We start from the raw sequence: 24671 nt of genomic DNA, 5'->3' as shown, positions 1-24671 counted from the left end.
GAGTTTAGGACTCCAGCAACGGGGCGAGCAGCGGCCGTTGCGCGGCCGGGACGTATTCGGCGTAGTTGTCGTACAACGCCCGTTTGGCCAGCTGTGCCGCGGCCGTGCCGTCGGCCGCGCGGATCGCGTCGAGCACTTCGGCGTGGTGGGCGAGCCAGCTGCGCATCAGCGACGTCCGGTTGCTGGCGTGCGCGAGCTTGTCCTCGATCAGTTCCAGCACGACCCCCCGCACGACCTCTTCGCTGACCACCAGCAGGGGATTGCCGGAGATGCGCGCGATGACCTCGTGGAAGGCGACGTCGGCGCGGCTGAACTCCGCGTACCCGCGAGAGACGCCTTCGCGCATCGACTGCAGGGCCGCGTCGAGGCCGGTCAGGTCTTCTTCGGTGCGCAGCCCGGCCGCGAGCAGGTGGGCCGAGCCGTCGAGGATCATCCGGAACTGCAGCAGCTCGGCGAGCCCGACGTGGTCGGCGCGCGCGAGCCGGCGCATCGACCGGTGCAGCGCGGCGGGGGAGGCGGCCAGCACCTCCGGGCCGCGCGGGTCGCCGGGCCGTGACCGGATCAGCTCGGCCGCCTGCAGCACACGCAGGGCCTCGCGGATCGTCGAGCGGCCGACGCCGAACTGCGTCATCAGCTCGCGCTCGCTGGGCAGGCGTTCGCCCGGCTGGAGCTCGCCGCCGATCACAGCCCGCTCGATCTGCTCCACGACCCGCTCGTACGCGCGCACGGGAGCCACCGGTTCGAACCGCATCCCTTGACCTCGCCGTCCGGGTCGGTGCAGGCTACTGGTCAGACCAGTGTACTTACCTGGAGGCCGAATGAAAGCCCGGATTCCCCTGGTGGCAGCGGTGCTGCTGCTCGTGGTGTCCGGCTGCTCGGCTGGCTCGTCGGCCAGTGTTTCCGCTGGTCCGGACACGCTTTCCGTCGGCTTCACGGCGGAGCCGGCGAACTTCGACTTCACCCGCACCGACGGCGCCGCCATTCCGCAAGCCTTGCTGTACAACGTCTACGAAGGCCTGGTGAAGCTCGACGCGCAGGGCCGGATCGTGCCGCTGCTGGCGCAGTCGTGGACGATCAGCCCGGACCGCAAGACCTACGACTTCCGGCTCCGCGACGGCGTCAAGTTCAGCAACGGCGCGCCCTTCACCGCCGAGGACGTCAAGTTCTCGCTCCTGCGGGTGAAGAAGGACTGGACGATCTCGATCAAGTCCACAATGGACGTCGTCGACCACGTCGACGTCGTGGCGCCGGACCACGCGCGGGTGGTGCTGTCGAAGCCGTCCAACGGCTGGCTGTTCAGCCTCACCAGCCGGCTCGGCGCGATGTTCAGCCCGACCGGCGTCGGCGACCTGGCGAACAAGCCGGTCGGCACCGGGCCGTACGGCGTCGCGGCGCGCAAGCGCGGCGACTCGGTGGTGCTGAAGGCGAATCCCGGGTACTGGGGCCGGAAACCGGCGTACTCGACGGTGGTCCTCAAGTACATCAAGGACCCGACCGCGCTGAACAACGCGCTGTTCAGCAACGGCATCGACGTCATCTCCGCGGTCACCGCGCCCGACTCGGTCCCGCAGTTCCAGTCCGACGACCGGTTCCAGGTCGTCCAGGGCACGACGAACTCCGAAGTCACACTGGCCATGAACAACGCGCGGCCGCCGCTGAACGACCTGCGCGTGCGCCAGGCGCTGACGTACGCGATCGACCGGAAAGCGTTGCTGGACACGGCGTGGGCCGGCCGCGGCACGCTGATCGGCAGCATGGTCCCGCCGACCGACCCCTGGTACGAGGACCTGGCGGACGTCTACCGCTTCGACCCCGCACGAGCCAAGGCGCTGCTGTCCGAGGCCGGCGCGACGAACCTGAACCTGCGGCTGCGGATCCCGAACCTGCCGTACGCGGTTTCGGCCGCGCAGGTCGTCCAGTCGCAGCTCGCCGACGTCGGCGTGCGGACCACGATCGAGCCGCTCGACTTCCCGGCGGTGTGGCTGAAGCAGGTGTTCACCGACCACGACTACGACCTGTCGATCATCCAGCACGTCGAGGCGCGGGACATCACGACGTTCGGGAAGCCGAAGTACTACTGGGGCTACGACGGCAAGCGTGTCCAGCAGCTGCTCGCCGAGGCCGACAGCGGGACGCCGGAGCAGCAGGTCGCGGACATGAAGGAGGTCGCGCGGCAGCTGAACGCCGACGCGGCCGCGGACTGGCTGTTCCTGTTCCCCAACGTGATCGTCGCGAAGGCGAAGGTCGGCGGGTTCGTGCAGAACCAGGTGAGCGAGTCGTTCGACCTGACCGGGCTGGCGCCGCGATGACGGCCAGGGTGCTGCGCCGGGCGGCGATCTTCGTGGTCAGCGTGCTGGTCGCGTCGATCGTCGTGTTCCTGTTCATGGCCGTGCTGCCCGGGGACCCGGCGCAGGTCGCGCTCGGTGTCAGCGCGACGCCGGAGCTGCTCGCCAAGACCCGCGCGGAGTTCGGCATCGACCGGCCGCTGGTCACGCAGTACTTCGACTGGATCGGCGGTGTCCTGCACGGCGACTTCGGCCGCTCCTACGTGACGCGGGACGCGATCGGCCCGCAGCTGCTCGACCGCCTCGGCGTCACGCTGTGGCTGGTCGGCGCGGGCGTGCTGGTGGCGCTGGTGATTGCGGTTCCGGCGGGCACGTTCGCCGCGGTGAAGCACCGGAAGGCGTCCGGCGCGGGGGTTTCGGGCCTGTCGCAGATCGGCGTCGCGATCCCGGCGTTCCTCGCCGGCATCATCCTGGTGCAGATCTTCGCCGTGCAGCTGCGCTGGCTGCCGTCCGGCGGGTGGACACCGCCGGACCAGGACTTCGGCGAGTTCTTCCGCGGGCTGATCCTGCCCGCGCTGTCGCTCGGCCTGGTCCAGGGCGCGGTGCTCACCCGGTACGTCCGGTCGGCGGTGCTCGACACGCTCGGGCAGGACTACCTGCGCACCGCGCGTTCGAAGGGGCTGCGGCCGGGACAGGCGTTGGTGCGGCACGGCTTGCGCAATGCTTCGGTGCCGGTGGTGACGGTCTTGGGCCTGCAGCTGGCGACGCTGCTGATCGGCGCGGTCGTCGTCGAGCGCGTGTTCGTGCTGCCCGGCCTGGGTTCGATGCTGCTGGACGCCGTCGGTTCCCGCGACCTGCTGACCGTGCAGGGGATCGTGCTCGTGCTGGTGGTCGGCGTGCTGCTGGTCAACTTCGTCGTCGACGTCCTCTACACCGTGCTCGATCCGCGATTGCGGGGTTCGTGATGCGCAATCTCCTGCTCGGCGGGGTGCTCGTCGGCTTGGTCGTGCTGGCCGCGCTGCTGTCGTTCGCGTGGACGCCGTTCGACCCGGTGAAGGTCGACGCGACCCACCGGCTGCTCGGCTTCACCGGCTCCCACTGGTTCGGCACCGACAAGTTCGGCCGCGACCTGCTCAGCCAGCTCATGGTCGGCGCGCGGACGACGCTGTACGTCGGGGTCGTCGCCGTCGGCATCGCCGCGGTGATCGGTACGCCGCTGGGCGTCCTCGCCGGGATGTCGCCGCGGTGGCTCGGCGAGTTCGTCATGCGCGTCAACGACCTCGTGCTCGCCTTCCCCGCGCTGCTGCTGGCCATCATGTTCGGCGCCGTCTTCGGCGCGGACACGCTGACCGCGATGGTCGCGATCGGCATCGCGACGATCCCGTCGTTCGCGCGGCTCGCCCGGTCCGGGACGCTGCAGGTGATGAGCACCGAGTTCGTGCTCGCGGCCCGCGCGGGTGGCCGGTCGCGGCTGAACATCGCGGTGCGGCACGTGCTGCCGAACATCTCCGGCCTGCTGATCGTGCAGGCGTCGGTCTCGTTCGCGATCGCCGTGCTCGCCGAGGCGGCGTTGTCGTTCCTCGGCTTCGGCACGCGGCCGCCGACGCCGTCGTGGGGCCGGATGCTGCAGGAGTCCCAAGAGCTGCTGACCGTGCAGCCGCGGCTGGCGCTGGTGCCCGGGATCGCGATCGCCGTCGCCGTCCTCGGCTTCAACCTCCTCGGCGACGGCCTCCGCGACCGCCTCGACCCCCGATTGGCGGCGCGCGTATGACGCTTTCGGTGGCGGGGCTCCGGGTCGGCGACCTGGTCCGGGACGTCTCCTTCGAGATCGGTGCCGGCGAGCGCGTCGGCCTGATCGGCGAATCCGGGTCCGGGAAGTCGCTGACGGCGCTGGCGATCATGGGCCTGCTGCCCGAGGAGCTGCGGGCGTGGGGTTCGGTTTCGCTGCACGGCCGCGAGCTGCTGGGAATGTCCGAAAAGGACCTTTCGCGGCTGCGTGGCGACGAGCTGGCCATGGTGTTCCAGGAGCCGATGACGGCGTTGAACCCGGCCATGCGCGTCGGGCGGCAGGTCACCGAACCCGGGCGGATCCACGGCCGCCGTCACCGCGCGGAAGACCTCCTCGCCGCGGTGGGTCTGCCGGGCACCGCCCGCGCGTACCCGCACCAGCTCTCCGGCGGGCAGCGGCAGCGGGTCGTGCTGGCGATGGCGCTGGCCAACGAGCCGTCGCTGCTGATCTGCGACGAGCCGACCACCGCGCTCGACGTCACCGTGCAGGCCCAGATCCTTTCCCTGATCAAGACGTCGTTGCCCGCCGAGAGCGCGTTGCTGTTCATCACGCACGACCTCGCCGTCGTGGCTTCGGTGTGCGAGCGCGTGCTGGTGATGCTGGACGGCGAGATCGTCGAAGCGGGCTCGACGCGCGAAGTCCTGACCTCGCCTTCGCACGCCTACACCCGGAAGCTTCTCGACGCCTCGGACCTGGAGACCCGGCGATGATCATCGAAGTCCGCGACCTCGAACGCCGGTACGCCCGCCGGGACGTGCACGCCCTGCGTGGCGTCAGCTTCGACGTCGAGGCCGGGCAGCGGTTCGGCATCGTCGGCGAGTCCGGCTCCGGGAAGTCCACGCTGGTCCGGCTGCTGGCCGCGCTCGACAAGCCGACCGCGGGCACGGTGTCCTTCCAGGGCAGGCGCATCGACAACCTGCCCGAACGCCGCCTCGGCTTCCTGCGGTCGGAACTGCAGATCGTCTTCCAGGACCCGATGGGCTCGCTCGACCCGCGGATGCGCGTGCTGGACATCGTTTCCGAGCCGCTCGGCCGCCGGGAGCCCGACCGCGTCGCCGAGCTGCTCGCCGCCGTCGGCCTGCCCGCGGACGCGGCAGGGCGCTACCCGCACCAGTTCTCCGGCGGCCAGCGGCAGCGGATCTCGATCGCCCGCGCGCTGGCGCCGAACCCGAGCGTGCTGATCGCCGACGAACCGGTCAGCGCGCTCGACGTCTCCGTGCGCGGCCAGATCCTCGACCTCCTCGCGTCGCTGGTGGACCAGTTCGCGCTGACGCTGGTCTTCGTTTCCCACGACCTCGGCGTCGTCCGGCACGTCTGCGACCGCGTCGCGGTGATGCGCCGGGGCGAGATCGTCGAACTCGGTGACGTGGCGCAGGTCTACGACGCGCCGAAGCACGAGTACACGCGGGAACTGCTGGCCGCCGCACCGAACCTGCGCGCGGAGCTGGCCCGGCTGCGCGGAGGTGCCGATGGCTGAGGACTACTCGACGCTGTTCCGGCTCGACGGACGGCGGGCCGTCGTGCTCGGCGCGGGCGGCATCGGCCGCGAAGCCGCGCGGGCGCTGGCCGCGCACGGCGCTTCGGTGGTGTGCGCGGACGTCGACCTCGAAGCCGCGCGGGCGGCTGGGGTGGGCGAGCCGTACGAGCTCGACCTCCTCGAACCCGGCGCCGTCGAGCGCGCGGCGACCGACCTCGGGCCGCCGGACGTCGTGGTGCTGACCGCGGGGGCGAACGTCCGCAAACGCTTGCTCGACTACCACCGCGAAGAGTTCGACCGCGTCGTCGCGCTGAACCTCGGGGTGGCGTTCGAGGTCGTCCGCGCCTTCGGCGCCGGCATGGTCGCGCGCGGCCGGGGCAGCATCATCGGCTTCTCGTCGATCCGCGGGACGACCGTCGAGCCCGGCCAGGGCCCGTACGCGGCGACGAAGGCCGGCCTCGTCCAGCTGTTCCGCACGGCCGCCGCGGAGTTCGGGCCGTCCGGTGTCCGGGTCAACGCGATTGCGCCCGGTGTCGTCGAGACCCCGCTGACCGCGCAGATCAAGGCGAACCCCGAGTGGTACGAGGCATACGCGGCGAAGGGCGCGTTGGGCCGTTGGGCGCGTCCGGACGAAATCGCCGGAGCTGTCGTGTACCTCGCTTCGGACGCTTCGTCGTTCGTGACCGGCTCTGTCCTGGCTGTGGACGGTGGCTGGACCGCCGTCGACGGCCGCTTCGACCCGCCAGCCTCGTGAGGAGCGCGCATGACCGAGCTGCCTGACCTGACCGCCGTCGAGCTCGTCGCCCAGTACCGCGCGAAGACGCTCTCGCCGGTCGAGGTGACCGAAGCCGTTCTCGCGCGCATCGAAGCGCGAGAGCCGGAGCTGCACGCGTTGTACGCGTACGACCCATCAGGCGCCCGCGAAGACGCGAAGGCGTCCGAAGCGCGCTGGGCGACCGGCGAACCGCTGGGCCCGATCGACGGCGTCCCGCTCACGCTCAAGGAGAACATCGCGACCCGCGGCACGCCGGTGCCGCTGGGCACGGCGGCGACGGAACCGGTCCCGGCCACCGAGGACGCCCCGGCGGCCGCGCGGGTCCGCGAGTCCGGCGCCGTCCTGCTGGCCAAGACGACCATGCCGGACTACGGGATGCTGACGTCCGGGCGGTCGAGCTTCCACCCCACGGCCCGCAACCCGTGGCAGCTCTCGGCCACCCCCGGCGGGTCCAGCGCGGGCGCCGGCGCCGCGGCCGCCGCGGGGTACGGCCCGCTGCACGTCGGCACGGACATCGGCGGCTCGATCCGGCTGCCCGCGGGCTGGTGCGGCCTGACCGGGCTCAAGCCGAGCTTCGGCCGGGTGCCGGTCGTCCCGCCGTTCCTCGGCCGCGTCGCCGGCCCGATGACCCGGACGGTCGCCGACACGGCGTTGCTGATGAGCGTGCTCTCGCGCCCGGACCCGCGTGACCACCTGTGCCTGCCGCCGTCGGAGTTCGACTGGTCGTCGCTCGAGGTCGAGGTGACCGGCTTGCGCGTCGGACTGCAGCTCGAGTCCGGTCCCGGTCTCCCGGTGGACCCGGCGATCCGCGACGCCGTCACCGCGGCGGCCCGTGCGTTCGAGGCCGCGGGCGCGGTCGTCGAGCCGGTCGAGCCGTTCCTCACCCGCGACATGCTGGACGGGCTCGACACCTTCTGGCGCACGCGGGCGTGGTCGGACATGACGGCCCTGCCGTCCGACCGCCGCGCCAAGGTCCTGCCGTACATCGCGGACTGGGCGGCGGGCGGTGCCGAGGCGTCCGGGGTGGACGTCTACCGCGGCTTCGCGCGGATCGACGAGATCAGCGTCGCGGCCCTGCGCGCGACCTCGGCGTTCGACGTCGTGCTGTCCCCGACCTGCCCGGTCGCGGCGCCGCCGGCGGAGTGGGCGTCCCCGACGAACGACCCGGCCCGGCCGTTCGAGCACATCGCGTTCACCGTGCCGTACAACATGTCCGGCCAGCCCGCGGCGTCGGTCAACTGCGGCTACACCGACGACGGGCGCCCGATCGGCCTCCAGCTCGCCGGCCGCCGCTTCGACGACCTCGGCGTCCTCCGCGTCGCGGCCGCCTACGAGCGGCTTCGCCCGCCGCAGCGGCCCTGGCCGATCGGATAGGGAAGAAGTTCCACCCCAGCGGCGAAGTGGTGGTGTGACTGTCGCCGACGGGAAGGAACCCCATGACAGAGGCAGCCCCATGACGGCGGCCCCGGTGCTCGGCATCGAGCGGTTCACCGAGGTGCACGACCGCTACTTCGGGGACATCTTCCGGTACGTCGCCGGCCGTCTCGGCGCCCAGACCGCGGAGGACGTCGCCGCCGAGACGTTCCTGGTCGCCTTCGACCGCCGGAAGACGTTCGACGCCGACCGCGGCGACCTGCGGGCGTGGCTGTTCGGCATCGCGACGAACCTGGTGTCCCGGCACCGCCGCAAGGAGGCCCGGCATTACCGCGCGCTTTCGCGGCTTGACTCACGCGAAGCCGCCGAAGGCCACGAAGACCGCGTTGTCGATGCGGTCGTGGCCACCCGGGTGGGGAAGGCGTTGTCCCGGCTGTCCGCCGGGGAACGCGACGTCCTCCTGCTCGTCGCGCTCGCCGACCTCGGCTACGCGGAGGTCGGCGAGGCGCTCGGCATTTCCCCCGGCACCGTCGGCTCCCGGCTGAACCGCGCCCGCAAGAAGCTCAATTCCGTGCTTTCCCCGGAGGTTTCCGATGAATGACCTGCAGGCCGTGCGGGCCGTGCTGGTGACGTCCCCGCCCGCCGAGGACGTCGTCGACCGCAGCCGCCACCGGCTGCTGAACCGGATGCAGGGCGCGCCCCGCCGCCGGGTCCGCCCGCTCGCGATCGGCGCCGGCTTGGTAGCCGCCGCAGCCGCGGCGGCCGTCGTGGTGGCGACCCTGCCCGGCACCCCGGCACCCGCTCCGCAGCCGCAGGCCGTGGCCCCGGTCCTCACCGGCACCCAGGTCCTGCTGGCGGCGGCCACGGTGGCCGAGCGCACCCCGGCCGCCACCGGCAAGTACTGGCACGTCAAGACCGCGTTGGACAACCTGGTCTACGAAGACTGGTACACGACCGACGGCCACCGGTGGTTCCGGGGCGCAAAGTCCGGTGGCCGGGTCATCTCACTGGGGTCGAACCCGCTGCAGCTGGGGGCCACCGACGTGACGTTCGAGCAGCTCCGGACTCTGCCCACCGACCCGGCGGCGCTGCGGGACTGGCTCGTGAACGCGATCGCGCACAGCGGCGCCCGGACGAGCGCGGGCCCGTTCACCGCGGAGGACCGGGAGCGGGAGCTGCTGCTGTCGATGGTTTCGCTGGTCTCGACCCTGCCTGCGCCCCCGGCTGTCCGAGCGGCGGCCTTCCGCTCGATCGCGGCGTACCCGGGCGTCCAGGACCTCGGCCCCGTCCCGGGCGGCCGCGGTTTCCTGCTGCCGGGGGAGTACCGCCTGGTCGTCGACCCGGCGACGGCACGCATCAGCCACACCTCGATGTTCGTGACAGCGGACGGCGCCATCTACAAGGTCGCCAACCCGCAAGGCGCGGAGGTTGGTGCCGAGTGGACGGACTCCCTGCCGAAGTGAGCCACCCCGGTGACCGGGCGACCCGCCCGGCCACCGGGGTTCAGCCCTTGACCGCCTCGGCGAGCGCCAGCACCCGCCGCGCGTTGTCGACGTGCAGGTTCTCGATCATCCGGCCGTCCACCGTGACCACGCCCTTGCCGGACGCCTTCGCCTCGTCGAACGCCTCGATGATCCGCCGCGACCGGTCGATCTCCTGCTCGGACGGCGCGAAGATCCGGTTGCACGGCTCCACCTGCGCCGGGTGGATCAGCGTCTTCCCGTCGAACCCGTACTGACGGCCCTGCTCGCACTCGGCCTCGAACCCCTCGAGGTCCTTCACGTCGTTGTAGACGCCGTCGAGGATCACCTTGCCGGTCGCCCGCGCGGCCAGCAGGCACAGCGAGAGCCCGCCGAGCAGCGGGCCGCGGCCGGGGACGAACTCCGCGTGCAGCTCCTTGGCCAGGTCGTTCGTGCCCATCACCAGCACGGTCAGCCGCTCCGACGCCGCCGCGATCTCCTCGGCGTGCAGCATCGCGACCGGTGTCTCGACCATCGCCCAGATCTTCGTGTGCTCCGGTGCCCCGCCGAGCTCCAGCGCCCGCTCGATGTTGTGCACCTCGGCCGCCGAGTTCACCTTCGGCACGACCACCGCGGCCGGCCCGGCCGATGCGGCCGCGCGCAGGTCGGCGTCGTGCCACTCGGTGTCCAGTCCGTTGACGCGGATGGTCACCTCGCGGGAACCGTAGTTGCCCACGGCCGCGCAGACCCGCTCGCGCGCGGCTTCCTTGGCGTCGGGGGAGACGGCGTCCTCGAGGTCGAGGATCAGCGCGTCCGCCGGGATCGTCTTGGCCTTCTCCAGCGCGCGCTCGTTCGCGCCGGGCATGTAGAGGACAGAGCGCCGGGGCGTGGTCATCCGAGGGCCTCCTTGGTGGCGGCGTCGTAGGCCGCGGCGAGTTCGGGGTCGTCCGCCGCGAGGGCGTCGGCCAGTTCGGCGACCACGCGGCACTGCTTCACCGACGCGTCGTCCTGCATCTTCCCGTCGATCATCACCGCGCCCGTGCCGTCACCCATCTCGGCGATCACCCGGCGCGCCCAGGCCACATCGGACGGCGAAGGCGAGAACACCTTCTTCGCGATGTCGATCTGCACCGGGTGCAGGCTCCACGCGCCGACGCAGCCGAGCAGGAACGCGTTGCGGAACTGGTCCTCACAGGCCACGACGTCGCGGATGTCCCCGAACGGCCCGTAGTACGGCAGGATCCCGTGCATCGCGCAGGCGTCGACCATCCGCGCGACCGTGTAGTGCCAGAGGTCCTGCTGGTAGGTCGTGCGGCCCTCGTTCAGGTCGTCACCGACCGGGTCGGTGCGCACCAGGTAGCCGGGGTGCCCGCCGCCGACGCGGGTCGTCTTCATCCGGCGGCTGGCGGCCAGGTCGGCCGGGCCGAGCGAGATGCCCTGCATGCGCGGGCTCGCGCCGGCGATCTCCTCCACATTGGCCACGCCGCTCGCCGTCTCGAGGATGGCGTGCACCAGCAACGGCTTCGTCAGCCCGGCGCGCGCCTCGAGCTGGGCCAGCAGCCGGTCGACGTAGTGGATGTCCTGCGCGCCCTCGACCTTCGGCACCATGATCACGTCGAGCTTGTCGCCGATCTCGGTGACCAGCGTGACCAGGTCGTCGAGCACCCACGGCGAGTCCAGGCTGTTGACGCGGGTCCACAGCTGCGTCTTCCCGAAGTCGTTCGCCTTGGCGATCGCGACCAGGCCGGCGCGCGCGGCCTCCTTGCGGTCGGCGCGGACGGCGTCCTCGAGGTTCCCGAGCAGGACGTCGACCTTCTTCGCGATGTCCGGCACCTTCGCCGCCATCTTCTCGTTGCCGGGGTCGAAGAAGTGGATCATCCGGGACGGCGTCACCGGGATCTCGCGCACCGGGGCGGGCGCGCCCAGGGCGAGCGGGGCGAAGAAGTCCTTCGGGGAGCGCATCGGTCCTCCACGGCGGCGGCTAAGTGACTGGTGGGTAACTTTAGTCCCGCGCGCGCGGGACCGCTGCGGTGCAAGTCACCGCCATGTGGGTGACGGCGGACAACCGCAGCTCAGCGACCCGCGTCCACAGTGGATTCTGCCGTTGTTGCGCCATCTGGGCTAGTGGAACCCGGTTTGACCGGTCCTGCCCCGGGTAATCACCCGTAGCCGGACCGTAATGCCACTCACCCCGCGATCACTCGGTTGGCCGCACCGTTCGACCGAAGTCCGATGACCGCCTACCGACCGGTCATCGACCGCTGGGCGCCGCCGATCGCAGCCACTCGCACTACCCGGCGACGTCGCGCCGCCGCGCTGTTAGACAAGTGAGGTGCCGGTTTCCCCCGGTCACGAAGCGGTGCAGGGTTAGAAGGAGGCGGACTCGTGGCGGCTACACCTCAGAACACCGAGCGCTCGACGGTCGCCGGTGGCGCGAAGCGCAGCCGGTCGATGCCGAGCCGCGTGGTGCCGCCGATCGAGCTCCCCGCGAGCGTCGACGAGCTCGCCCGCGCCGCCGCCGCCCAGCTCGGCTGGAACGGCATCGTCCTCCCCGAGACCACGATCCTCGGCCGCAAGGTCTGCGTGGTCGCCAAGCTCCGCACCGAAGTGCACGCCGAACGCATCGCGATGGGTGCCGGCCCGGTGGCCGACCGCGCCACCGTCGACACCTGGACCTGGCCGGAGCTGGCCGGAACCGCCCCCGCCCCGGCCGCCGAGATCGTCGGCGTCCTGGCCGTCGCGCGCCACTGGCGCACCGCGATGGCCTCCGCGGTTCCGTTCGCCCGCTACGGCGAGGCCGCGATGGTCCTCCCGTCCCCGGCCGTGCTCACCGAGGACTACGTCGGCAACTGCCTGCCGCGCGCCCGCGCGTACGGCCTCGCCGTCGTGACCGCCGACCCGAACGCGGTCGTCGACCTCGACCTCGAGGGCCGCACCGAGCGCGTCGTGCTGGCCGAGGACCCGGTCTCCCGCCTGGTCAACGAGCTGGTCTACGACCACCTCCTGCGCACCGCAGAGGCGCCCGCTTCGCACTAAGGTCGGCTCCATGCGAGTCGTCATTGCTGGTGGACACGGTCAGATCGCGCTGCGGCTGGAGCGGCTGCTCGCCGCGCGCGGTGACGAAGGGGTCGGGATCATCCGGAATCCCGCCCACACGGCGGACCTCGAAGCCGCCGGCGCCCAGGCCGTCGTCCTCGACCTGGAGAACTCCGATGTGGACGCCGTCGCCGACGTCCTGAAGGGCGCGGACGCGGCGATCTTCTCGGCGGGCGCGGGCCCGGGCAGTGGCACCGCCCGCAAGGACACTGTGGACCGGGGCGCCGCGGCGCTGTTCGCCGAAGCGGCCGAACGAGCCGGGGTCCGGCGGCACATCCAGGTCGGCTCCATCGGCGCCGACAACCCGGAGAACCCCGACGTCACCGAAGAATTCCGGCACTACCTGCGTGCCAAGCGCGCGGCCGAGGACGACCTCAAGGCGCGCGACCTCGACTGGACGATCCTCCGGCCCGGGTCGCTCACCAACGACCCCGGCACCGGCCTGGTCCTGCTGGCCGAGCAGACCCCCCGCGGCCCGATCCCGCGCGACGACGTCGCCGCGGTGCTCGTCGCCCTGCTCGACGCGCCCGCTTCGATCCACCGCACGCTGACACTCATCTCGGGTGAGGACGCCATCGCCGAAGCGATCTCTGCGCTGTGATCACCCAGGCTTCCCGGGAAATCGCCGTCTTCAGCGGCAGCGCGCACCCCGAACTGGCCGAAGAGATCTGCGAGCACCTCGGCGTGCCGCTGCGGCCGGTCGAGATCCAGCGGTTCGCCAACGACTGCCTCGAAGTGCAGCTGCAGTCCAACTGCCGCGAGCGGGACGTGTTCATCATCCAGCCGCTGGTGAAGCCGGTGCAGGAGCACCTCGTCGAGCTGCTGCTGATGCTCGACGCGGCGCGCGGCGCGTCGGCGTCCCGCATCACCGCGGTGATCCCGCACTACTCGTACGCGCGTTCGGACAAGAAGGACGCGCCGCGCATCTCCATCGGCGGCCGGCTGGTCGCCGACCTGCTGGTGACGGCCGGGGCCAGCCGCGTGCTCGCGATGACCCTGCACTCGCCGCAGGTCCACGGCTTCTTCAGCGTCCCGGTGGATCACCTGCACGCGCTGCAGGAGCTGGCCAAGCACTTCCGGCAGTACGACCTTTCGCGCGCCACCGTCGTCTCGCCCGACCTGGGCAACGCGAAGGAGGCGTCGCACTTCGCGCGGCTGCTCGGCGTCCAGGTCGCCGCGGGTGCCAAGGAACGCTTCCCCGACGACCGCGTCCAGATCACCTCGGTGATCGGCGAGATCACCGGCCGGGACGTGATCGTCCTCGACGACGAGATCGCCAAAGGCAGCACGGTGCTCGAACTGCTGGACAGGCTGGCCGAGCTGCAGCCGCGCTCGATCCGGGTCGCCTGCACGCACGGGCTGTTCGCGGCGAAGGCCATCGAGCGCATCGGCAGCCGGCCCGAGGTGCTGGAGATCGTCTGCACGAACACGGTCCCGGTGCCCGAGGAGGAACGCACCGAGAAGCTGAAGATCCTCTCGATCGCGCCGGCAATGGCCGAGGCGATCCGCCGGATCCACAACGGCGAATCGGTGTCGGCGCTCTTTTAAGCCGGTCCGAGCACGCGGTCCAGGTAGGTGTTCGTGAAGACGCCGTTGGGGTCGGTTTCCTTGCGCACGCGCAGGAAGTCGTCGAAGTGCGGGTAGCGCGTGCGGAGGACGCCGGCGTCGAGGTCGTGCATCTTGCCCCAGTGCGGGCGGCCGCCGACGGCGCCGGCGATCTTTTCGAACGCGCTGAAGTACTCGCGGTAGGGCATGCCGACGAACTGGTGGATCGCGATGTAGGCGGAGTCGCGGCCCTGCGCGGTCGACAGCCAGATGTCGTCGGCCGCGGCGACTCGCACCTCGACCGGGAACATCACCGGGTCCTTGAGCGTCGGTACTACGGCCCGTAGTTCGGCGAGCACGTCCAGCACTGATTCACGTGGAACAGCGTATTCCGTTTCGGTGAAGCGGACGTTGCGCGCGGTGACGAAGACGCGGTGCGAGACGTCGCTGTACTCGCGCGCGCTCAGCACGTTGGAGGCGAAGCTGCCCAGGGACGGCACGAGCCGGGGCATCAGCCGTCCGGTCCGGCAGAGCCCGCCGAAGGCGACGTTCTCCATGATGCGGTAGTCGACGAACTCGCGGACCTTGCTCAGCGGCTGCGCCGTCTCGGTCCGGTTGTTGCGCTTGACCAGGGCGTTCTTGCCGTAGGGGAACCAGTAGAACTCGAAGTGCTCGTTCTCGTCGGCGAAGTCGTGGAAGCCCTCGAGGACCTGTTCCAGCGGCTCCGGCCGTTCCTGTGCGCGCAGGACGAAGGACGGTTCGCACTTGAGCGTCACCGTGGTGATCACGCCGAGCGCGCCGAGCCCGACGCGAGCGGCGGCGAAGAGGTCGGGCTTCTCGTCGGCCGAACAGGCGACGACCGAGCCGTCCGCGAGGACGAGCTCCAGCGCGACGACCTGGGTGGCGAGACCGCCGAGCTTCGCGCCGGTGCCGTGGGTGCCGGTGGAAATCGCGCCGGCGACGGTCTGCGCGTCGATGTCACCGAGGTTGGTCATGGCCAGCCCGACCGCGTCGAGGGCGGCGTTGAGCTCCCGCAGCGTGGTGCCCGACCGGACCGTGACGTGCCCGGTCTGGAGGTCGGCTTTCTCCACCCCGGTCCAGTGCCGCAGGTCGAGCGCGTCGGAGTCGGCGGCGGCGATGGCGGTGAAGGAGTGCCCGCTGCCCCATGGCCGCACGGTGCGGCCGGCCGCGGCGATGCGCTCCACCGTCGCTGCGAGCTCCGCCGGGTTGCGCGGCTGGTGAACGTGCCGCGGCGAGGCGGACGCCGTGCCCGCCCAGTTGGTCCACCGGGTCATGCGCGCGCACCCTTCGTCCGTGAGTGCTCGAAACAGTAAGTGAATAGTATTCGCGTTTCAAGCCTTCGTGTCGTACTTTAGACCTCGTGACCAGTGCGACGGAGTACGACTTGGCGACCAAGGACCTCGATCCACCCTTGGCTGTGGTCGACCTGGCGGCGTTCGACGCGAACGCCGCCGACCTCCGCCGCCGCGCGGCAGGCAAGCCGATCCGCGTCGTCAGCAAGTCGGTCCGCTGCCGGGCGCTGCTGGAGCGCGCGCTGACGATGCCGGGCTTCGAGGGCCTGATGTGCTACTCGCTGGCGGAAGCGGTCTGGCACGTCGAGCAGGGCACGACCGATGACATCGTCGTCGCCTACCCGACGGCGGACCACGAGGCCCTCCGCCGCCTGGCCGCCTCCGAGCGCGCCCGCGCGGCGATCGCGATCATGGTGGATTCCCCGGCGCACCTCGACCTGGTGGACGCCGCTCTCGGCCACGGCCACCCGGAGATCCGCGTCTGCCTGGAGCTGGACGCCTCCTGGCGCCCCTTGCCGGGCATCCACGTCGGCACCCGGCGCTCGCCGGTGTTCACCGCGAAGCAGGCCGAGACGTTCGCCCGCCAGATCGTCGCCCGCCCGGGCTTCCGCCTGGTGGGCGTGATGGCGTACGAAGGCCAGATAGCGGGCCTCGGCGACGCGTCCGGCAACCGCGCGAAGCAGGCGGTGGTGGGCTGGATGCAGCGCCGATCGGCGGCCGAGCTGGCCCGCCGCCGCGGTGAAGCGGTACGGGCGGTCGAGGCGGTGACGCCGCTGGAGTTCGTCAACGGAGGCGGAACGGGCAGCCTGGAATCGACGGGCGCGGACGCGGTGGTCACCGAGATCGCGGCGGGCTCGGGCTTGATCGGCCCAACCCTGTTCGACGGCTACACCCGGTTCAGGCCCCGCCCGGCGGCGTTGTTCGCTCTGCCGGTGGTCCGCCGGCCGACCCGCAAAATCGCCACCCTCTTCTCGGGTGGATACATCGCCTCGGGCCCGACGGGCCCTTCCCGCCAGCCGACGCCGTACCTGCCGGAGGGACTGAAGTTCCTCGGCTTCGAGGGGGCGGGCGAGGTTCAGACTCCGGTGACGGGGCGGGCGGTTCGCCATCTGAAGCTGGGTGACCGGGTGTGGTTGCGGCATGCCAAGGCCGGTGAGCTGGCGGAGCGGTTCACCCACTACCACCTGGTTTTGGGGGATCGGGTGGAGCGGACGGTTCCGACGTACCGCGGGGAGAATCAGAACTTCGGCTGAGGGCCTGTGCTCTCGGGGGAACTCTTCCCTCTCCCGGCCGCGGGCGGGCGGGTGGCTTGGTGCTCTGCGCTTTTCGCGGGCGGCTTTTCGCGGGCGCCTGTCGGCTTTCGTCCGGGAGCGCGGGCGGGGTTGCGGTGCCCACCACCCCGAAGTCTGATTGTCACCACGGCCGGTGGTACCGCGTCAAGGCGGGAAAGCGTGCCTTGACCCGGCACCACCGGCCGTGTGGGGGCTTCGGATCGGGGCGGTGGGGAGGTCTGGCTGGGGTGCGGGTTCGGGCCTCCGCGTGCCGTTTGGGCCGGTGGGGCAGCTGAAAGGGCACTCCGACTTTGTCGGAGCCCTGCCCGTCCCCGGCCCCGAAAGACTCCTCCACCCGGCGGTGTGGACGCTCAGGTCGGTGCCTTTAGGGAAATACTGGCGGAGCAGTCTGTTGGTGTTTCGTTGCTCCCGCGTTGCCAGGGAGCGTGTGGGTCGCCGAAGTAGACCGGCATGTCCGTGGCCGCGGTGAACTGGGCGTGCAGGTGCATCTCGCTGCCCTGGTCCCAGGTCAGCGGTCAGGGTGGTCGCGGCGGAGCCGGCGAGGTGATCTGCTGCGGGCTCCGTCGGACATCCAGCCCATCCTGCACGATCGCCCGCAACGACACCCCGGGCTCGCGGACCTGGTCAGCGAGCCGGATCCGCTCGGCCAGGCTCAAAAACCGCGACGACACCTCGACCGGCACCGCCGCTGTCGTCGCGGGTTGGGCTGCCTCGGCGCGTCAGCGCTTCGCGGTCGGGAAGTTGACCCCGACCCGCCGGGCCGCCTCCCGGCACCCGTCACCCACCAGGCAAAGTAAGCCGCCCGCTCCGCAATCAACCCCCGGCTAAACCGGCCAGGATCCCGACAGACGGGCCGGGCCCGATCTCGATCCGGTCTGGCATCCGCAACTCCTGATCACTCAGGTGTTGCAACCGCCCTCCCGGGGGGCGTCCCCAAGTCCAGTCTATCGGCCCCCACCGACAACCCACCCCGAAACCGCCACGTTGTCCACAGCTGTGCATACCTGTGGACAACTTCTGTGGATACCTAAGACTGCTCCCCGAACCGAGCCGCCAAGTACCCCTTCACCACGTACTTCGCCTCGGCGACGATCTTCTCGTCCCCGCTCGGCTCCCGCCGGAACGCCAGCTTCATCAGCGCGTCAGCGACCTCGTTCGCGATCGTGATCGCAAACCTCAAATCCTCCACCGGCCGATTGACCTGCGTCGCCACCAGGTCCGTCAGCGAATCCACGATCACCGCGTTGTTGTCGCGTGTCTCGTCGAGCAGCTGCCGGTCGATGATGTCGCCGAAGTGGACCTTCGAGAACCCGGGCACCGTTCGGTGCATCTCCAGGTAGATGTCGAGGATCGAGTCCACGACGTCCCACCAGTGCTCCGGCCCCAGCTGCTTGAGCCGCTCGTTCACCGCGCCCACGAAGCGCTCGAGGTTCCGGGCCGTCAAAGCCTGGACCACCGCTCGCTTGTCCGGGAAGAACTGGTACAGCGAGCCGACCGCGACGCCGGCTCGCTTGGCGATCAACGTCGTCGTCAGCGCGTCGTAACCGAGCTCGTCGATCAACGCCGCGCTCGCGTCGAGCATCTGCTCGACCCGCTTTGCGCTTCTCTGCTGGACCGGTTGACGGCGTAAGGGGGTGGCTTCTGCCGGCACCTTCGCGGCCTGGATGTCGGACACGGCGCTCCTCCTCGTCTGATCTGGGACTTTATCGTGCCGACGGGCTTCCCCACGGACGAGTGAAGACCTAGTATATGAGAACTTTTCATGTTCACCCGTAGGGGTGCCCTGACGAAGGGGTCAGCAGCCGGTGCAGAACCCGATCTTCCCGCCCGACTTCCTCTGGGGTGTTTCGACATCGGCGTTCCAGATCGAGGGCGCCACCAGCGAAGGTGGGCGCGGACCGTCCATCTGGGACACGTTCACCGCGACCGAGGGCAAGATCGCGCGCGGTGAACAAGCAAACGTAGCCGCCGACCACTACCACCGCTACCCCGAAGACATCGCGCTGATGGCGGAACTCGGCGTCGGTGCCTACCGGATGTCCATCGCCTGGCCCCGCATCCAGCCCGACGGCAAGGGCGCGCCGAACCCCGAAGGCCTCGGCTTCTACGACAAGCTCATCGACGCCGTCTGCGAAGCCGGCATCGCTCCCGCCGTCACGCTTTACCACTGGGACACCCCTCAAGCGATCGAAGACGAGGGCGGCTGGCTCTCCCGGGCGACCGCTGAGCGCTTCGCCGAGTACGCCCACATCCTCGGAGATCGCTTCGCCGATCGGGTGAAACTGTGGATTCCGCTCAACGAGCCGATGGTCATGTCCATCTTCGGCTACGGCATCGGCGAGTACGCGCCCGGCAAGGTCCTCCTGCTGGACGCCATCCCCACCGCGCACCACCAGAACCTCGCGCACGGCCTCGCCGTCCAGGCGCTGCGCGCGGCGGGCGCGACGAACATCGGCACGGCCAACAACCACTCGCCCGTCTGGCCAGCGGACGACGACGCCCACGACGCCGCGAACTACCTGGACGCCCTGCTCAACCGGCTCTACGCCGACCCCATGCTGCTCGGCACCTACCCCGAAGAGCTGCACGCGCACCTGCCCGCCGGGTTCGCCGACGACCTGCCCACCATCGCGCAGCCGCTCGACTTCTACGGCGTCAACTACTACGAGCCGCAAGGGGTCGCGATGCCCGGCCCCGGCAACCCGCTGCCCTTCGAGCTGCGGGACATCGAGGGCTACCCGATGACGACGAACGCTTCGCCGATCGTCCCGCACGCCCTGCGTGAGCTGCTGCTCGACTTCCACCACCGCTACCAGGACAAGCTGCCGCCGATCCAGATCACCGAGAACGGCTGCAGCTTCGCCGACGAAGTCGCCGAAGACGGCGGTGTCCACGATCCCGAACGCATCGACTTCCTGCACAGCCACCTCGTCGCGCTGCGCGAGGCGATGGACGCCGGCGTCGACGTCCGTGGCTACTTCTGCTGGTCCCTGATGGACAATTTCGAGTGGTCCAAGGGTTACGCGCCGCGCTTCGGCCTGGTGCACGTCGACTACGAGACCCTGCGGCGGACGCCCAAGGACTCGTTCCACTGGTACCGGAAGCTGGTGCGGCATGAGTGAGCTCGCGAACGAATCAGGTCGGCGCATGAGTGAATCGACCCCGGCGCTCCCGGAAGCGCTCGCCGAACCCACCGTGCGGGTGCGGCCCGGCTGGATGAGCCTGCTCTTCTTCGCGAACATCGCGCTGTGGCTGGGCGTCTACGCGCCGATCCAGGTGCTGCTGCCGAAGCAGGCCGAGCTGCTCGACGCGGCGAACAAGGAAGCCGTTCTCGGGCTGGTGATGGGCTTCGGCGCGGCGGTGGCGCTGGTCGCCAACCCGGCGATCGGGCTGCTGTCCGACCGCACCTGCTCCCGGTTCGGCCGGCGGCACCCGTGGACCGTGGCCGGGGCGGTCGTCGCCGCCGTCGGGCTGGTCGTGCTGGCCCTGGCCCCGACGGTCGCCGTGATGATCGTCGGCTGGTGCCTCGTGCAGGGGGGCCTCAACGGAATGCTCGCCGCGCTCATGGCCGCCTTGCCCGACCGCGTTCCGGTGAAGCAGCTGGCCGTGGTCGGCGGCCTGGTCGGCATCGCGCAGATGCTCGGGACGGTCCTGGGCGCGGTCGTGGTCGTCATCGTGCTCGGCATCGCCGGGTTGCCGTTGGCCTACGCGGTCTGTGCCGGGATCGTGCTGATCGGCGCGGTGCTCTTCGTTCTCCGGACGCCTGACGCACGGTTGCCGGTCGAGTTCCGCCCGCCGTGGGTGCTGCGCCAGGTGCTCCGGGACTTCTGGGTTTCGCCCCGGAAGCACCCCGACTTCGCGTGGGCCTGGAGCTGCCACTTCATGATCAACCTCGGCAACGCGTTCGGCACGCTCTACCTGTTGTTCTTCCTCCAGGACGCGGTGCACTACCCGGATCCGGAGACCGGGCTGCTGATCATGATGGCGCTGTACGGCGTCGCGTTGGTCGCCGGCGCGGCGCTCGCCGGGCACTTCTCCGACAAGTCCGGACGGCGCAAGCCCTACGTCCTGGCGGCCTCCGCGGTGATGGCACTGGCCGCCCTGCTGCTGGTCGGCTGGCAGAGCTGGCCGGTCGCGCTCGCCGCGTCCCCGCTGCTCGGCGTCGGTTTCGGGGCGTACATGGCGGTCGCGCTGGCGATGCTGACGCAGGTGCTCCCCGCGGCGCAGAACCGGGCCAAGGACTTCGGCATCATCAACATCGCGAACTCGCTGCCCCAGGTGGTCGCTCCGCTGCTGACGCCGCTGCTGCTGGCCCACGTCGGCGGCTACCCCGGGCTGTTCGCGGCTTCCGCCGTCGCGACGCTCCTGGCCGCGGTGCTGGTGTTGCGCGTGAAGGCAGTCCGCTAAGCCGACTACGACAGTGAAGGCCGCACTCGGGGAGTGCGGCCTTCACTGTGTTGTGCGGGTTTGGAACCGCGGGCCGGTGCCGGTCGGGGGAGGGGAGTGCAACGGCACCGGCCCGCGGAATTCGAGGGCCGCTCAGGGCGGGTCACGAGCGCGATCACCTACATGATCACTGCTGCGTGTGTTGATCAATCTAGCGGGGGATTACCGCGTGGGCTAGGCCTAACGCGTATTTTTTTCGATTAATCGCGGTGGGGACCGGGTGTTGGCCGAGGACTGGTTCGCGCTGCTCGGGGGTGCGGGCGAAACAGTCCTCGGCCGGGGCGAGTGCAGACGCGGGTCCGATGGGGCGATCGGCCGGCCGCGGCTCGCCTGTCCAGGGGGTCAGGCCGTGACCGCTCGGCGCGGATTCACGAGCGCGTGGCGACCGGTGGTCTCGGCCGCCGTCGGCGGCGCGGGGTGGGTCGGGACGGGGCTCTTGCGGCGGCCCTGCAGCCGGCTGTCGGCTGCGGACTGTTGCTGCGGGGCCAAGCCGCCGGCCACCAGGTGTTCGTGCGCGACCTGCCAGACCGAGCACGGCGCCTTGCAGCGGTGCCACCGGGTCGAGCAGGTCGGGCAGTCGCCGCGCTCGTCCGGCTCGTGCATCTTCAGCATTGCGCGCCACGCCTCGGTCAACCGGGGCAGTTCGGAGCGCGCGACCGAGACGAGCGACTGGGCGTCGGCGCGGTTCGCCAGGTCGGTCAGCATGTCGAGGCGCTCCCAGACCGCGTTGCGGAGGACCTGCCCGAGTACCTGATCCATGTCAGCTCACCGTTACCTTTCCGCCATCTTGGCGGCTTCGTTGAGCGCGGCGCGCAGCTGTCCGAGCTGGCCGGACGTCAGCCGCGCGGTCTCACCGGGAGGCGAGACCAGTACCACCTGGTTGTCCTCGACGAACACCGTCACCGCCCGCTCGCGGCTGATGAGGTCGCCGCACTGCACGCGCCACACCAGCTGACCGCCCTCGTAGTGGCGGACGCTCGCGGTGCGGGGGTCCACCGCGGCGGCGGGGGTGACGGGGCGGACGGCGGAGACGGGAGGGACCGTCGCCGGCCGCACGGCGCGGGTGGCCGTGCCGGCATGTCCCCCTGCGAACGAGTCCACGAACTCCACGCCCTTCTCCGCTCTGTCGAAAGTGTCCGAAGATGCCGTTTGCAACATCGCACTTGGTACGACGCTGCGGTTTTCGTAGCTCTCCGTGATCGCTACCGGTGTGCGGCCGGTGACGGAGATCTGACAACTACAGTGAGGTGAAACCGAGTGCGATAGAAGGTGGAATCGGCGTCATAGCGGTGACTGGACTCGGTTCCACGGTAAGCGGTCAGCGGACTTCGCCCGGACCGATCAGGGCACCAGTTCGGCTGTTCACACGGTTCCCCAGGTTTGCCTACGCTGTTTCACAGACGCCCGACCGGACAGTGGAGGGGGCGCGATGGACGCCAGTAACGGTGGCAGTGCCGAAGCCCGGCAGAGCCACGCAGTTCCCGCTGACGCGTGGGAGCAGCCGGAGATGAGATCGGCTCTCGCGTCTCGCGAGATCAGCGCCGTGTACCGGCTCCTGCGCAAGCACGGTGTCTCGCAGCGCCAGATCGCCGCGATGACCGGCCAATCCCAGTCCGAGGTGTCGGAGATCCTCAAGGGTCGCCAGGTCATGGCCTACGACGTGCTCACGAGGATCGCCGATGGCCTGGGCGTCCCCCGTGGGTACATGGGCCTCGCCTACGACGAGGCCACGGCGATACGGGTCGTCGGCTCCGCCGACGGCCAGCAGGCTGAGGAGGACGAGTCCGTGAAGCGACGGAGGTTCCTCGCGCACGCTGCCCAGGTCACGATGGGTGCGGCAGTGTTCGGTCCGGAATCGGGCACCTGGTCGGCCGGGCCGGCCAGGACGCCGGCGCCCGGGCGCATCGGCATGACCGACGTCCGCCAGGTGGAAGCCGCGACGCGGGCCCTGCGGGCGCTCGACTACCAGTACGGCGGCGGGTTCTGCCGCGACGCCGTGGTGGCGCAGCTGTCCTGGGGGCAGCAGATGCTCGAGGCGCACGGCACCGAGATCGTCAAGAACCGGCTGTACGTGGCGCTCGCCGACCTCCACTCGCTGGCCGGCTGGACCTCCTTCGACACCGGCCTGATGGACTCCGCCCGCGGCCACTTCGCGAACGCGCTGGACCTGGCCAAGCAGGGCGAAAACCACCCGCTGGTGGCCAACGTGCTCTACCGCATGGGCCGCGTCTACCTGCACCAGGACGCCCCGAACGACGCGCTGAAGCTGTTCCAGCTGGGCCAGATCGCGGCTCAGGAAAGCGGTTCCGAGCTGGCCGTCTCCGTGCTGTGCGCGAACGAGGCCTGGGCCTACGCGATGATGGGCAACGAAGAGCAGGCCGTGAAGCTGCTCGGCCGGAGCAAGGACGAGTTCGAGCGCGCCAACCTGGCCGAAGCCGAGTCGTGGGTCAAGTTCTTCACCGAGACCGACGTCTACGCCATGGTCGGCACCGTCCACACGGTGCTCGCGCAGAAGAACGCCGAGCACACGAAGTACGCGATCCCCGCGCTGACCAAGGCCGTCGAGTCCTACGACGACGAAATGGCCCGCTCCAAGACGTTCATGCTGAGCGCGCTCGCCACCAACCACCTGCTGGACGGCGACCTCGACCACGGCGCCAAGGTCGGTGGCAAGGCCATCGACTGCGCCGAGGGCATCAAGTCCGAGCGGGTCAAGGACCGCATGCGGCCCCTGCAGGAAGAGGCCGAGCGCCGCCGCAACAACGCCGACGCCCGTGACCTCGCCGACCGCCTCCACGCTTTCTACGCCGCCTGACGCCGAAGGCGCCGGCGCGGTTTTGGACGGCCGGTTCACCGCGGAAAAGCTCCGTGACGTCCTGACCGCGACCTGCGCGCTGCTGGGCTTCGACCCGGCCGGCGCGCGGCTGCTGCGGTTCACCAACAACGCGGTGTACGCGCTGGTCAAGGCCCCGTTCGTGATCCGGATCGTCGGCTCGACGCGGCTGCGGCACCGGGTCGGCACGGTCGTGCGCGTGGCCCGGCACTTCGAGCACCACGGCGTGCCCGCGATCCGGCTCTTCGGCGACGTCGAGCAGCCGCTGGAGGTGGGCGGGCACCTGGTGACCGTGTGGCACCAGGTGCCGAGCATCGGCCGGCCGGCGACGTCCGTCGACCTGGCCCGGCTGCTGCGCCAGGTGCACGCGCTGCCCGCACCACCCGGCCTCGCCGAGTGGGCACCGTTCGCCGCGGTGCGGGCCCGGGTGTCCGACGCCGAAGAGCTCGGCGACGCCGACCGGGAGTTCCTGCTCGAGCGCTGCGCCGAACTCGAAGCCCAGCTCGGCGCGCTGGAGTTCCCGCTGCCCCGTGGCCTGGTCCACGGCGACGCGTACCCCGGCAACGTCATCCCGGGCCCGGACGGCCCGGTGCTCTGCGACTTCGATTCCTCGTGCGTCGGCCCGCCGGAGTGGGACCTGACGCCGCTGGCGGTCGGCCGCGAGCGGTTCGGCGACCCGCAGGTGGCGTACCGGACCTTTGCCGCGGCGTACGGCTTCGACGTGACGTCGTGGTCCGGCTTCGCCGTGCTCCGCGGCATCCGGGAGCTGAAGCTCACGACGAGCGTGCTGCCCATCCTGCGGAGCCGTCCGCAGGTGCGGCCCGAGCTCTTCCGCCGTCTGGACGATCTTCGGAACGGCCGGACGGACGCACGCTGGACGCGTTACCGCTGACCGTCATCTGTCACTTGGTGTGATCGAAAGCACATTCTGCACGTGCATTCGCCGACTGCAAATGACCGTTCGTCGCATCCAAAAGGCGGTCCGC

The 24671-nt window shown here is 70.6% G+C and carries 24 protein-coding genes and 1 pseudogene; 17 read left to right on the top strand and 8 right to left on the bottom strand.

Translation table 11 applies throughout. The features are described from left to right. Nucleotides 1-4: 4 nt before the first annotated feature. Nucleotides 5-751 (bottom strand): FadR/GntR family transcriptional regulator, encoded by a 747-nt coding sequence (locus ACWEGE_RS11280; protein WP_449660310.1) that lies wholly within the window; start codon nucleotides 749-751, stop codon nucleotides 5-7. A 67-nt stretch (nucleotides 752-818) separates the two neighbouring features. On the opposite strand from ACWEGE_RS11280, the gene ACWEGE_RS11275 reads away from it, so the two are divergent. The 9 genes from ACWEGE_RS11275 (at nucleotide 819) to ACWEGE_RS11235 (ending at nucleotide 9163) form a co-directional block, all read left to right on the top strand. Beyond that, nucleotides 819-2309, top strand: a complete 1491-nt coding sequence (locus tag ACWEGE_RS11275; protein WP_449660309.1) for an ABC transporter substrate-binding protein — start codon at nucleotides 819-821, stop codon at nucleotides 2307-2309. Next, the gene (locus ACWEGE_RS11270; protein ID WP_449660308.1) at nucleotides 2306-3250 is read left to right on the top strand and encodes an ABC transporter permease; all 945 of its coding nucleotides are present in this window, start codon (nucleotides 2306-2308) and stop codon (nucleotides 3248-3250) included. Before ACWEGE_RS11275 ends, ACWEGE_RS11270 begins: the two co-directional genes overlap by 4 nt. After that, nucleotides 3250-4056 (top strand): ABC transporter permease, encoded by an 807-nt coding sequence (locus ACWEGE_RS11265; RefSeq protein ID WP_449660307.1) that lies wholly within the window; start codon nucleotides 3250-3252, stop codon nucleotides 4054-4056. Before ACWEGE_RS11270 ends, ACWEGE_RS11265 begins: the two co-directional genes overlap by 1 nt. Then, the gene (locus tag ACWEGE_RS11260) at nucleotides 4053-4784 is read left to right on the top strand and encodes an ABC transporter ATP-binding protein (protein ID WP_449660306.1); all 732 of its coding nucleotides are present in this window, start codon (nucleotides 4053-4055) and stop codon (nucleotides 4782-4784) included. The genes ACWEGE_RS11265 and ACWEGE_RS11260 overlap by 4 nt, the downstream gene beginning before the upstream one ends. After that, nucleotides 4781-5551, top strand: a complete 771-nt coding sequence (locus ACWEGE_RS11255) for an ABC transporter ATP-binding protein (RefSeq protein ID WP_449660305.1) — start codon at nucleotides 4781-4783, stop codon at nucleotides 5549-5551. Before ACWEGE_RS11260 ends, ACWEGE_RS11255 begins: the two co-directional genes overlap by 4 nt. Continuing rightward, nucleotides 5544-6305: an SDR family NAD(P)-dependent oxidoreductase gene (locus tag ACWEGE_RS11250; protein WP_449660304.1), complete on the top strand. Its 762-nt coding sequence runs from the start codon at nucleotides 5544-5546 to the stop codon at nucleotides 6303-6305. Before ACWEGE_RS11255 ends, ACWEGE_RS11250 begins: the two co-directional genes overlap by 8 nt. A gap of 9 nt (nucleotides 6306-6314) precedes the next feature. After that, nucleotides 6315-7700 carry an amidase gene (locus ACWEGE_RS11245; protein WP_449660303.1) on the top strand — a complete coding sequence of 462 codons (1386 nt, stop codon included), beginning with the start codon at nucleotides 6315-6317 and terminating at the stop codon, nucleotides 7698-7700. 79 nt (nucleotides 7701-7779) lie between these two features. Further along, entirely contained in the window at nucleotides 7780-8301 is a 522-nt protein-coding gene (locus tag ACWEGE_RS11240) for an RNA polymerase sigma factor (RefSeq protein WP_449660302.1), read from the top strand. Further along, nucleotides 8294-9163, top strand: a complete 870-nt coding sequence (locus tag ACWEGE_RS11235) for a CU044_5270 family protein (protein ID WP_449660301.1) — start codon at nucleotides 8294-8296, stop codon at nucleotides 9161-9163. Before ACWEGE_RS11240 ends, ACWEGE_RS11235 begins: the two co-directional genes overlap by 8 nt. 40 nt (nucleotides 9164-9203) lie before the next feature. Here ACWEGE_RS11235 and ACWEGE_RS11230 read toward each other — a convergent pair whose 3' ends face one another. Together ACWEGE_RS11230 and ACWEGE_RS11225 are read right to left on the bottom strand one after the other, a co-directional pair. Then, nucleotides 9204-10055, bottom strand: a complete 852-nt coding sequence (locus ACWEGE_RS11230) for an HpcH/HpaI aldolase/citrate lyase family protein (RefSeq protein WP_449660300.1) — start codon at nucleotides 10053-10055, stop codon at nucleotides 9204-9206. Further along, nucleotides 10052-11122, bottom strand: a complete 1071-nt coding sequence (locus ACWEGE_RS11225; RefSeq protein ID WP_449660299.1) for an HpcH/HpaI aldolase/citrate lyase family protein — start codon at nucleotides 11120-11122, stop codon at nucleotides 10052-10054. The genes ACWEGE_RS11230 and ACWEGE_RS11225 overlap by 4 nt, the downstream gene beginning before the upstream one ends. A 423-nt stretch (nucleotides 11123-11545) precedes the next feature. Between ACWEGE_RS11225 and ACWEGE_RS11220 the strand changes: the two genes are divergently transcribed. The 3 genes from ACWEGE_RS11220 to ACWEGE_RS11210 are packed head-to-tail and all read left to right on the top strand — an operon-like array spanning nucleotide 11546 to nucleotide 13804. Beyond that, nucleotides 11546-12196 carry a hypothetical protein gene (locus ACWEGE_RS11220; RefSeq protein ID WP_072475270.1) on the top strand — a complete coding sequence of 217 codons (651 nt, stop codon included), beginning with the start codon at nucleotides 11546-11548 and terminating at the stop codon, nucleotides 12194-12196. Nucleotides 12197-12206: 10 nt separating this feature from the next. Next, nucleotides 12207-12857 carry an SDR family oxidoreductase gene (locus ACWEGE_RS11215; protein WP_449660298.1) on the top strand — a complete coding sequence of 217 codons (651 nt, stop codon included), beginning with the start codon at nucleotides 12207-12209 and terminating at the stop codon, nucleotides 12855-12857. Then, complete coding sequence (locus tag ACWEGE_RS11210) at nucleotides 12854-13804, top strand: ribose-phosphate diphosphokinase (protein ID WP_003069034.1); 951 nt, start codon at nucleotides 12854-12856, stop codon at nucleotides 13802-13804. The genes ACWEGE_RS11215 and ACWEGE_RS11210 overlap by 4 nt, the downstream gene beginning before the upstream one ends. Here ACWEGE_RS11210 and ACWEGE_RS11205 read toward each other — a convergent pair. Further along, entirely contained in the window at nucleotides 13801-15096 is a 1296-nt protein-coding gene (locus ACWEGE_RS11205; protein WP_449660297.1) for a D-arabinono-1,4-lactone oxidase, read from the bottom strand. The two genes, ACWEGE_RS11210 and ACWEGE_RS11205, sit on opposite strands and share 4 nt — an antisense overlap. 86 nt (nucleotides 15097-15182) lie before the next feature. Here ACWEGE_RS11205 and ACWEGE_RS11200 point away from each other — a divergent pair, with 86 nt between their 5' ends. After that, a complete protein-coding gene (locus tag ACWEGE_RS11200; protein WP_449660296.1) occupies nucleotides 15183-16367 on the top strand; it encodes an amino acid deaminase/aldolase in 1185 nt (394 codons plus the stop codon). Between the two features lie 378 nt (nucleotides 16368-16745). On the opposite strand, the pseudogene ACWEGE_RS11195 reads toward ACWEGE_RS11200, so the two are convergent. Together ACWEGE_RS11195 and ACWEGE_RS11190 are read right to left on the bottom strand one after the other, a co-directional pair. Next, nucleotides 16746-16918: pseudogene (locus ACWEGE_RS11195) on the bottom strand (IS30 family transposase); the annotation flags it as partial. Nucleotides 16919-17433: 515 nt separating this feature from the next. After that, on the bottom strand, nucleotides 17434-18081 hold the full coding sequence (locus ACWEGE_RS11190; protein WP_449660295.1) for a TetR family transcriptional regulator: 648 nt from the start codon (nucleotides 18079-18081) through the stop codon (nucleotides 17434-17436). A gap of 130 nt (nucleotides 18082-18211) precedes the next feature. Here ACWEGE_RS11190 and ACWEGE_RS11185 point away from each other — a divergent pair, with 130 nt between their 5' ends. After that, the gene (locus tag ACWEGE_RS11185) at nucleotides 18212-19528 is read left to right on the top strand and encodes a GH1 family beta-glucosidase (RefSeq protein ID WP_449660294.1); all 1317 of its coding nucleotides are present in this window, start codon (nucleotides 18212-18214) and stop codon (nucleotides 19526-19528) included. Nucleotides 19529-19553: 25 nt separating this feature from the next. After that, the gene (locus tag ACWEGE_RS11180; RefSeq protein ID WP_449660293.1) at nucleotides 19554-20813 is read left to right on the top strand and encodes an MFS transporter; all 1260 of its coding nucleotides are present in this window, start codon (nucleotides 19554-19556) and stop codon (nucleotides 20811-20813) included. A gap of 381 nt (nucleotides 20814-21194) precedes the next feature. On the opposite strand, the gene ACWEGE_RS11175 is transcribed toward ACWEGE_RS11180, so the two are convergent. Both ACWEGE_RS11175 and ACWEGE_RS11170 read right to left on the bottom strand, forming a co-directional pair. Further along, complete coding sequence (locus ACWEGE_RS11175; RefSeq protein WP_449660292.1) at nucleotides 21195-21611, bottom strand: hypothetical protein; 417 nt, start codon at nucleotides 21609-21611, stop codon at nucleotides 21195-21197. A 12-nt stretch (nucleotides 21612-21623) separates the two neighbouring features. Next, on the bottom strand, nucleotides 21624-21962 hold the full coding sequence (locus ACWEGE_RS11170) for a hypothetical protein (protein WP_103342174.1): 339 nt from the start codon (nucleotides 21960-21962) through the stop codon (nucleotides 21624-21626). 319 nt (nucleotides 21963-22281) lie between these two features. On the opposite strand from ACWEGE_RS11170, the gene ACWEGE_RS11165 reads away from it, so the two are divergent. Together ACWEGE_RS11165 and ACWEGE_RS11160 are read left to right on the top strand one after the other, a co-directional pair. Then, nucleotides 22282-23667, top strand: a complete 1386-nt coding sequence (locus ACWEGE_RS11165; RefSeq protein ID WP_033261021.1) for a helix-turn-helix transcriptional regulator — start codon at nucleotides 22282-22284, stop codon at nucleotides 23665-23667. A gap of 22 nt (nucleotides 23668-23689) precedes the next feature. Then, a complete protein-coding gene (locus tag ACWEGE_RS11160) occupies nucleotides 23690-24577 on the top strand; it encodes a phosphotransferase family protein (protein WP_449660598.1) in 888 nt (295 codons plus the stop codon). Nucleotides 24578-24671 lie beyond the last annotated feature (94 nt).

This window comes from Amycolatopsis sp. NPDC004747 (genome assembly GCF_053601335.1).
Note: the sequence above shows the minus strand (reverse complement) of the source record. Positions and strands in the feature narration are given on the sequence as shown.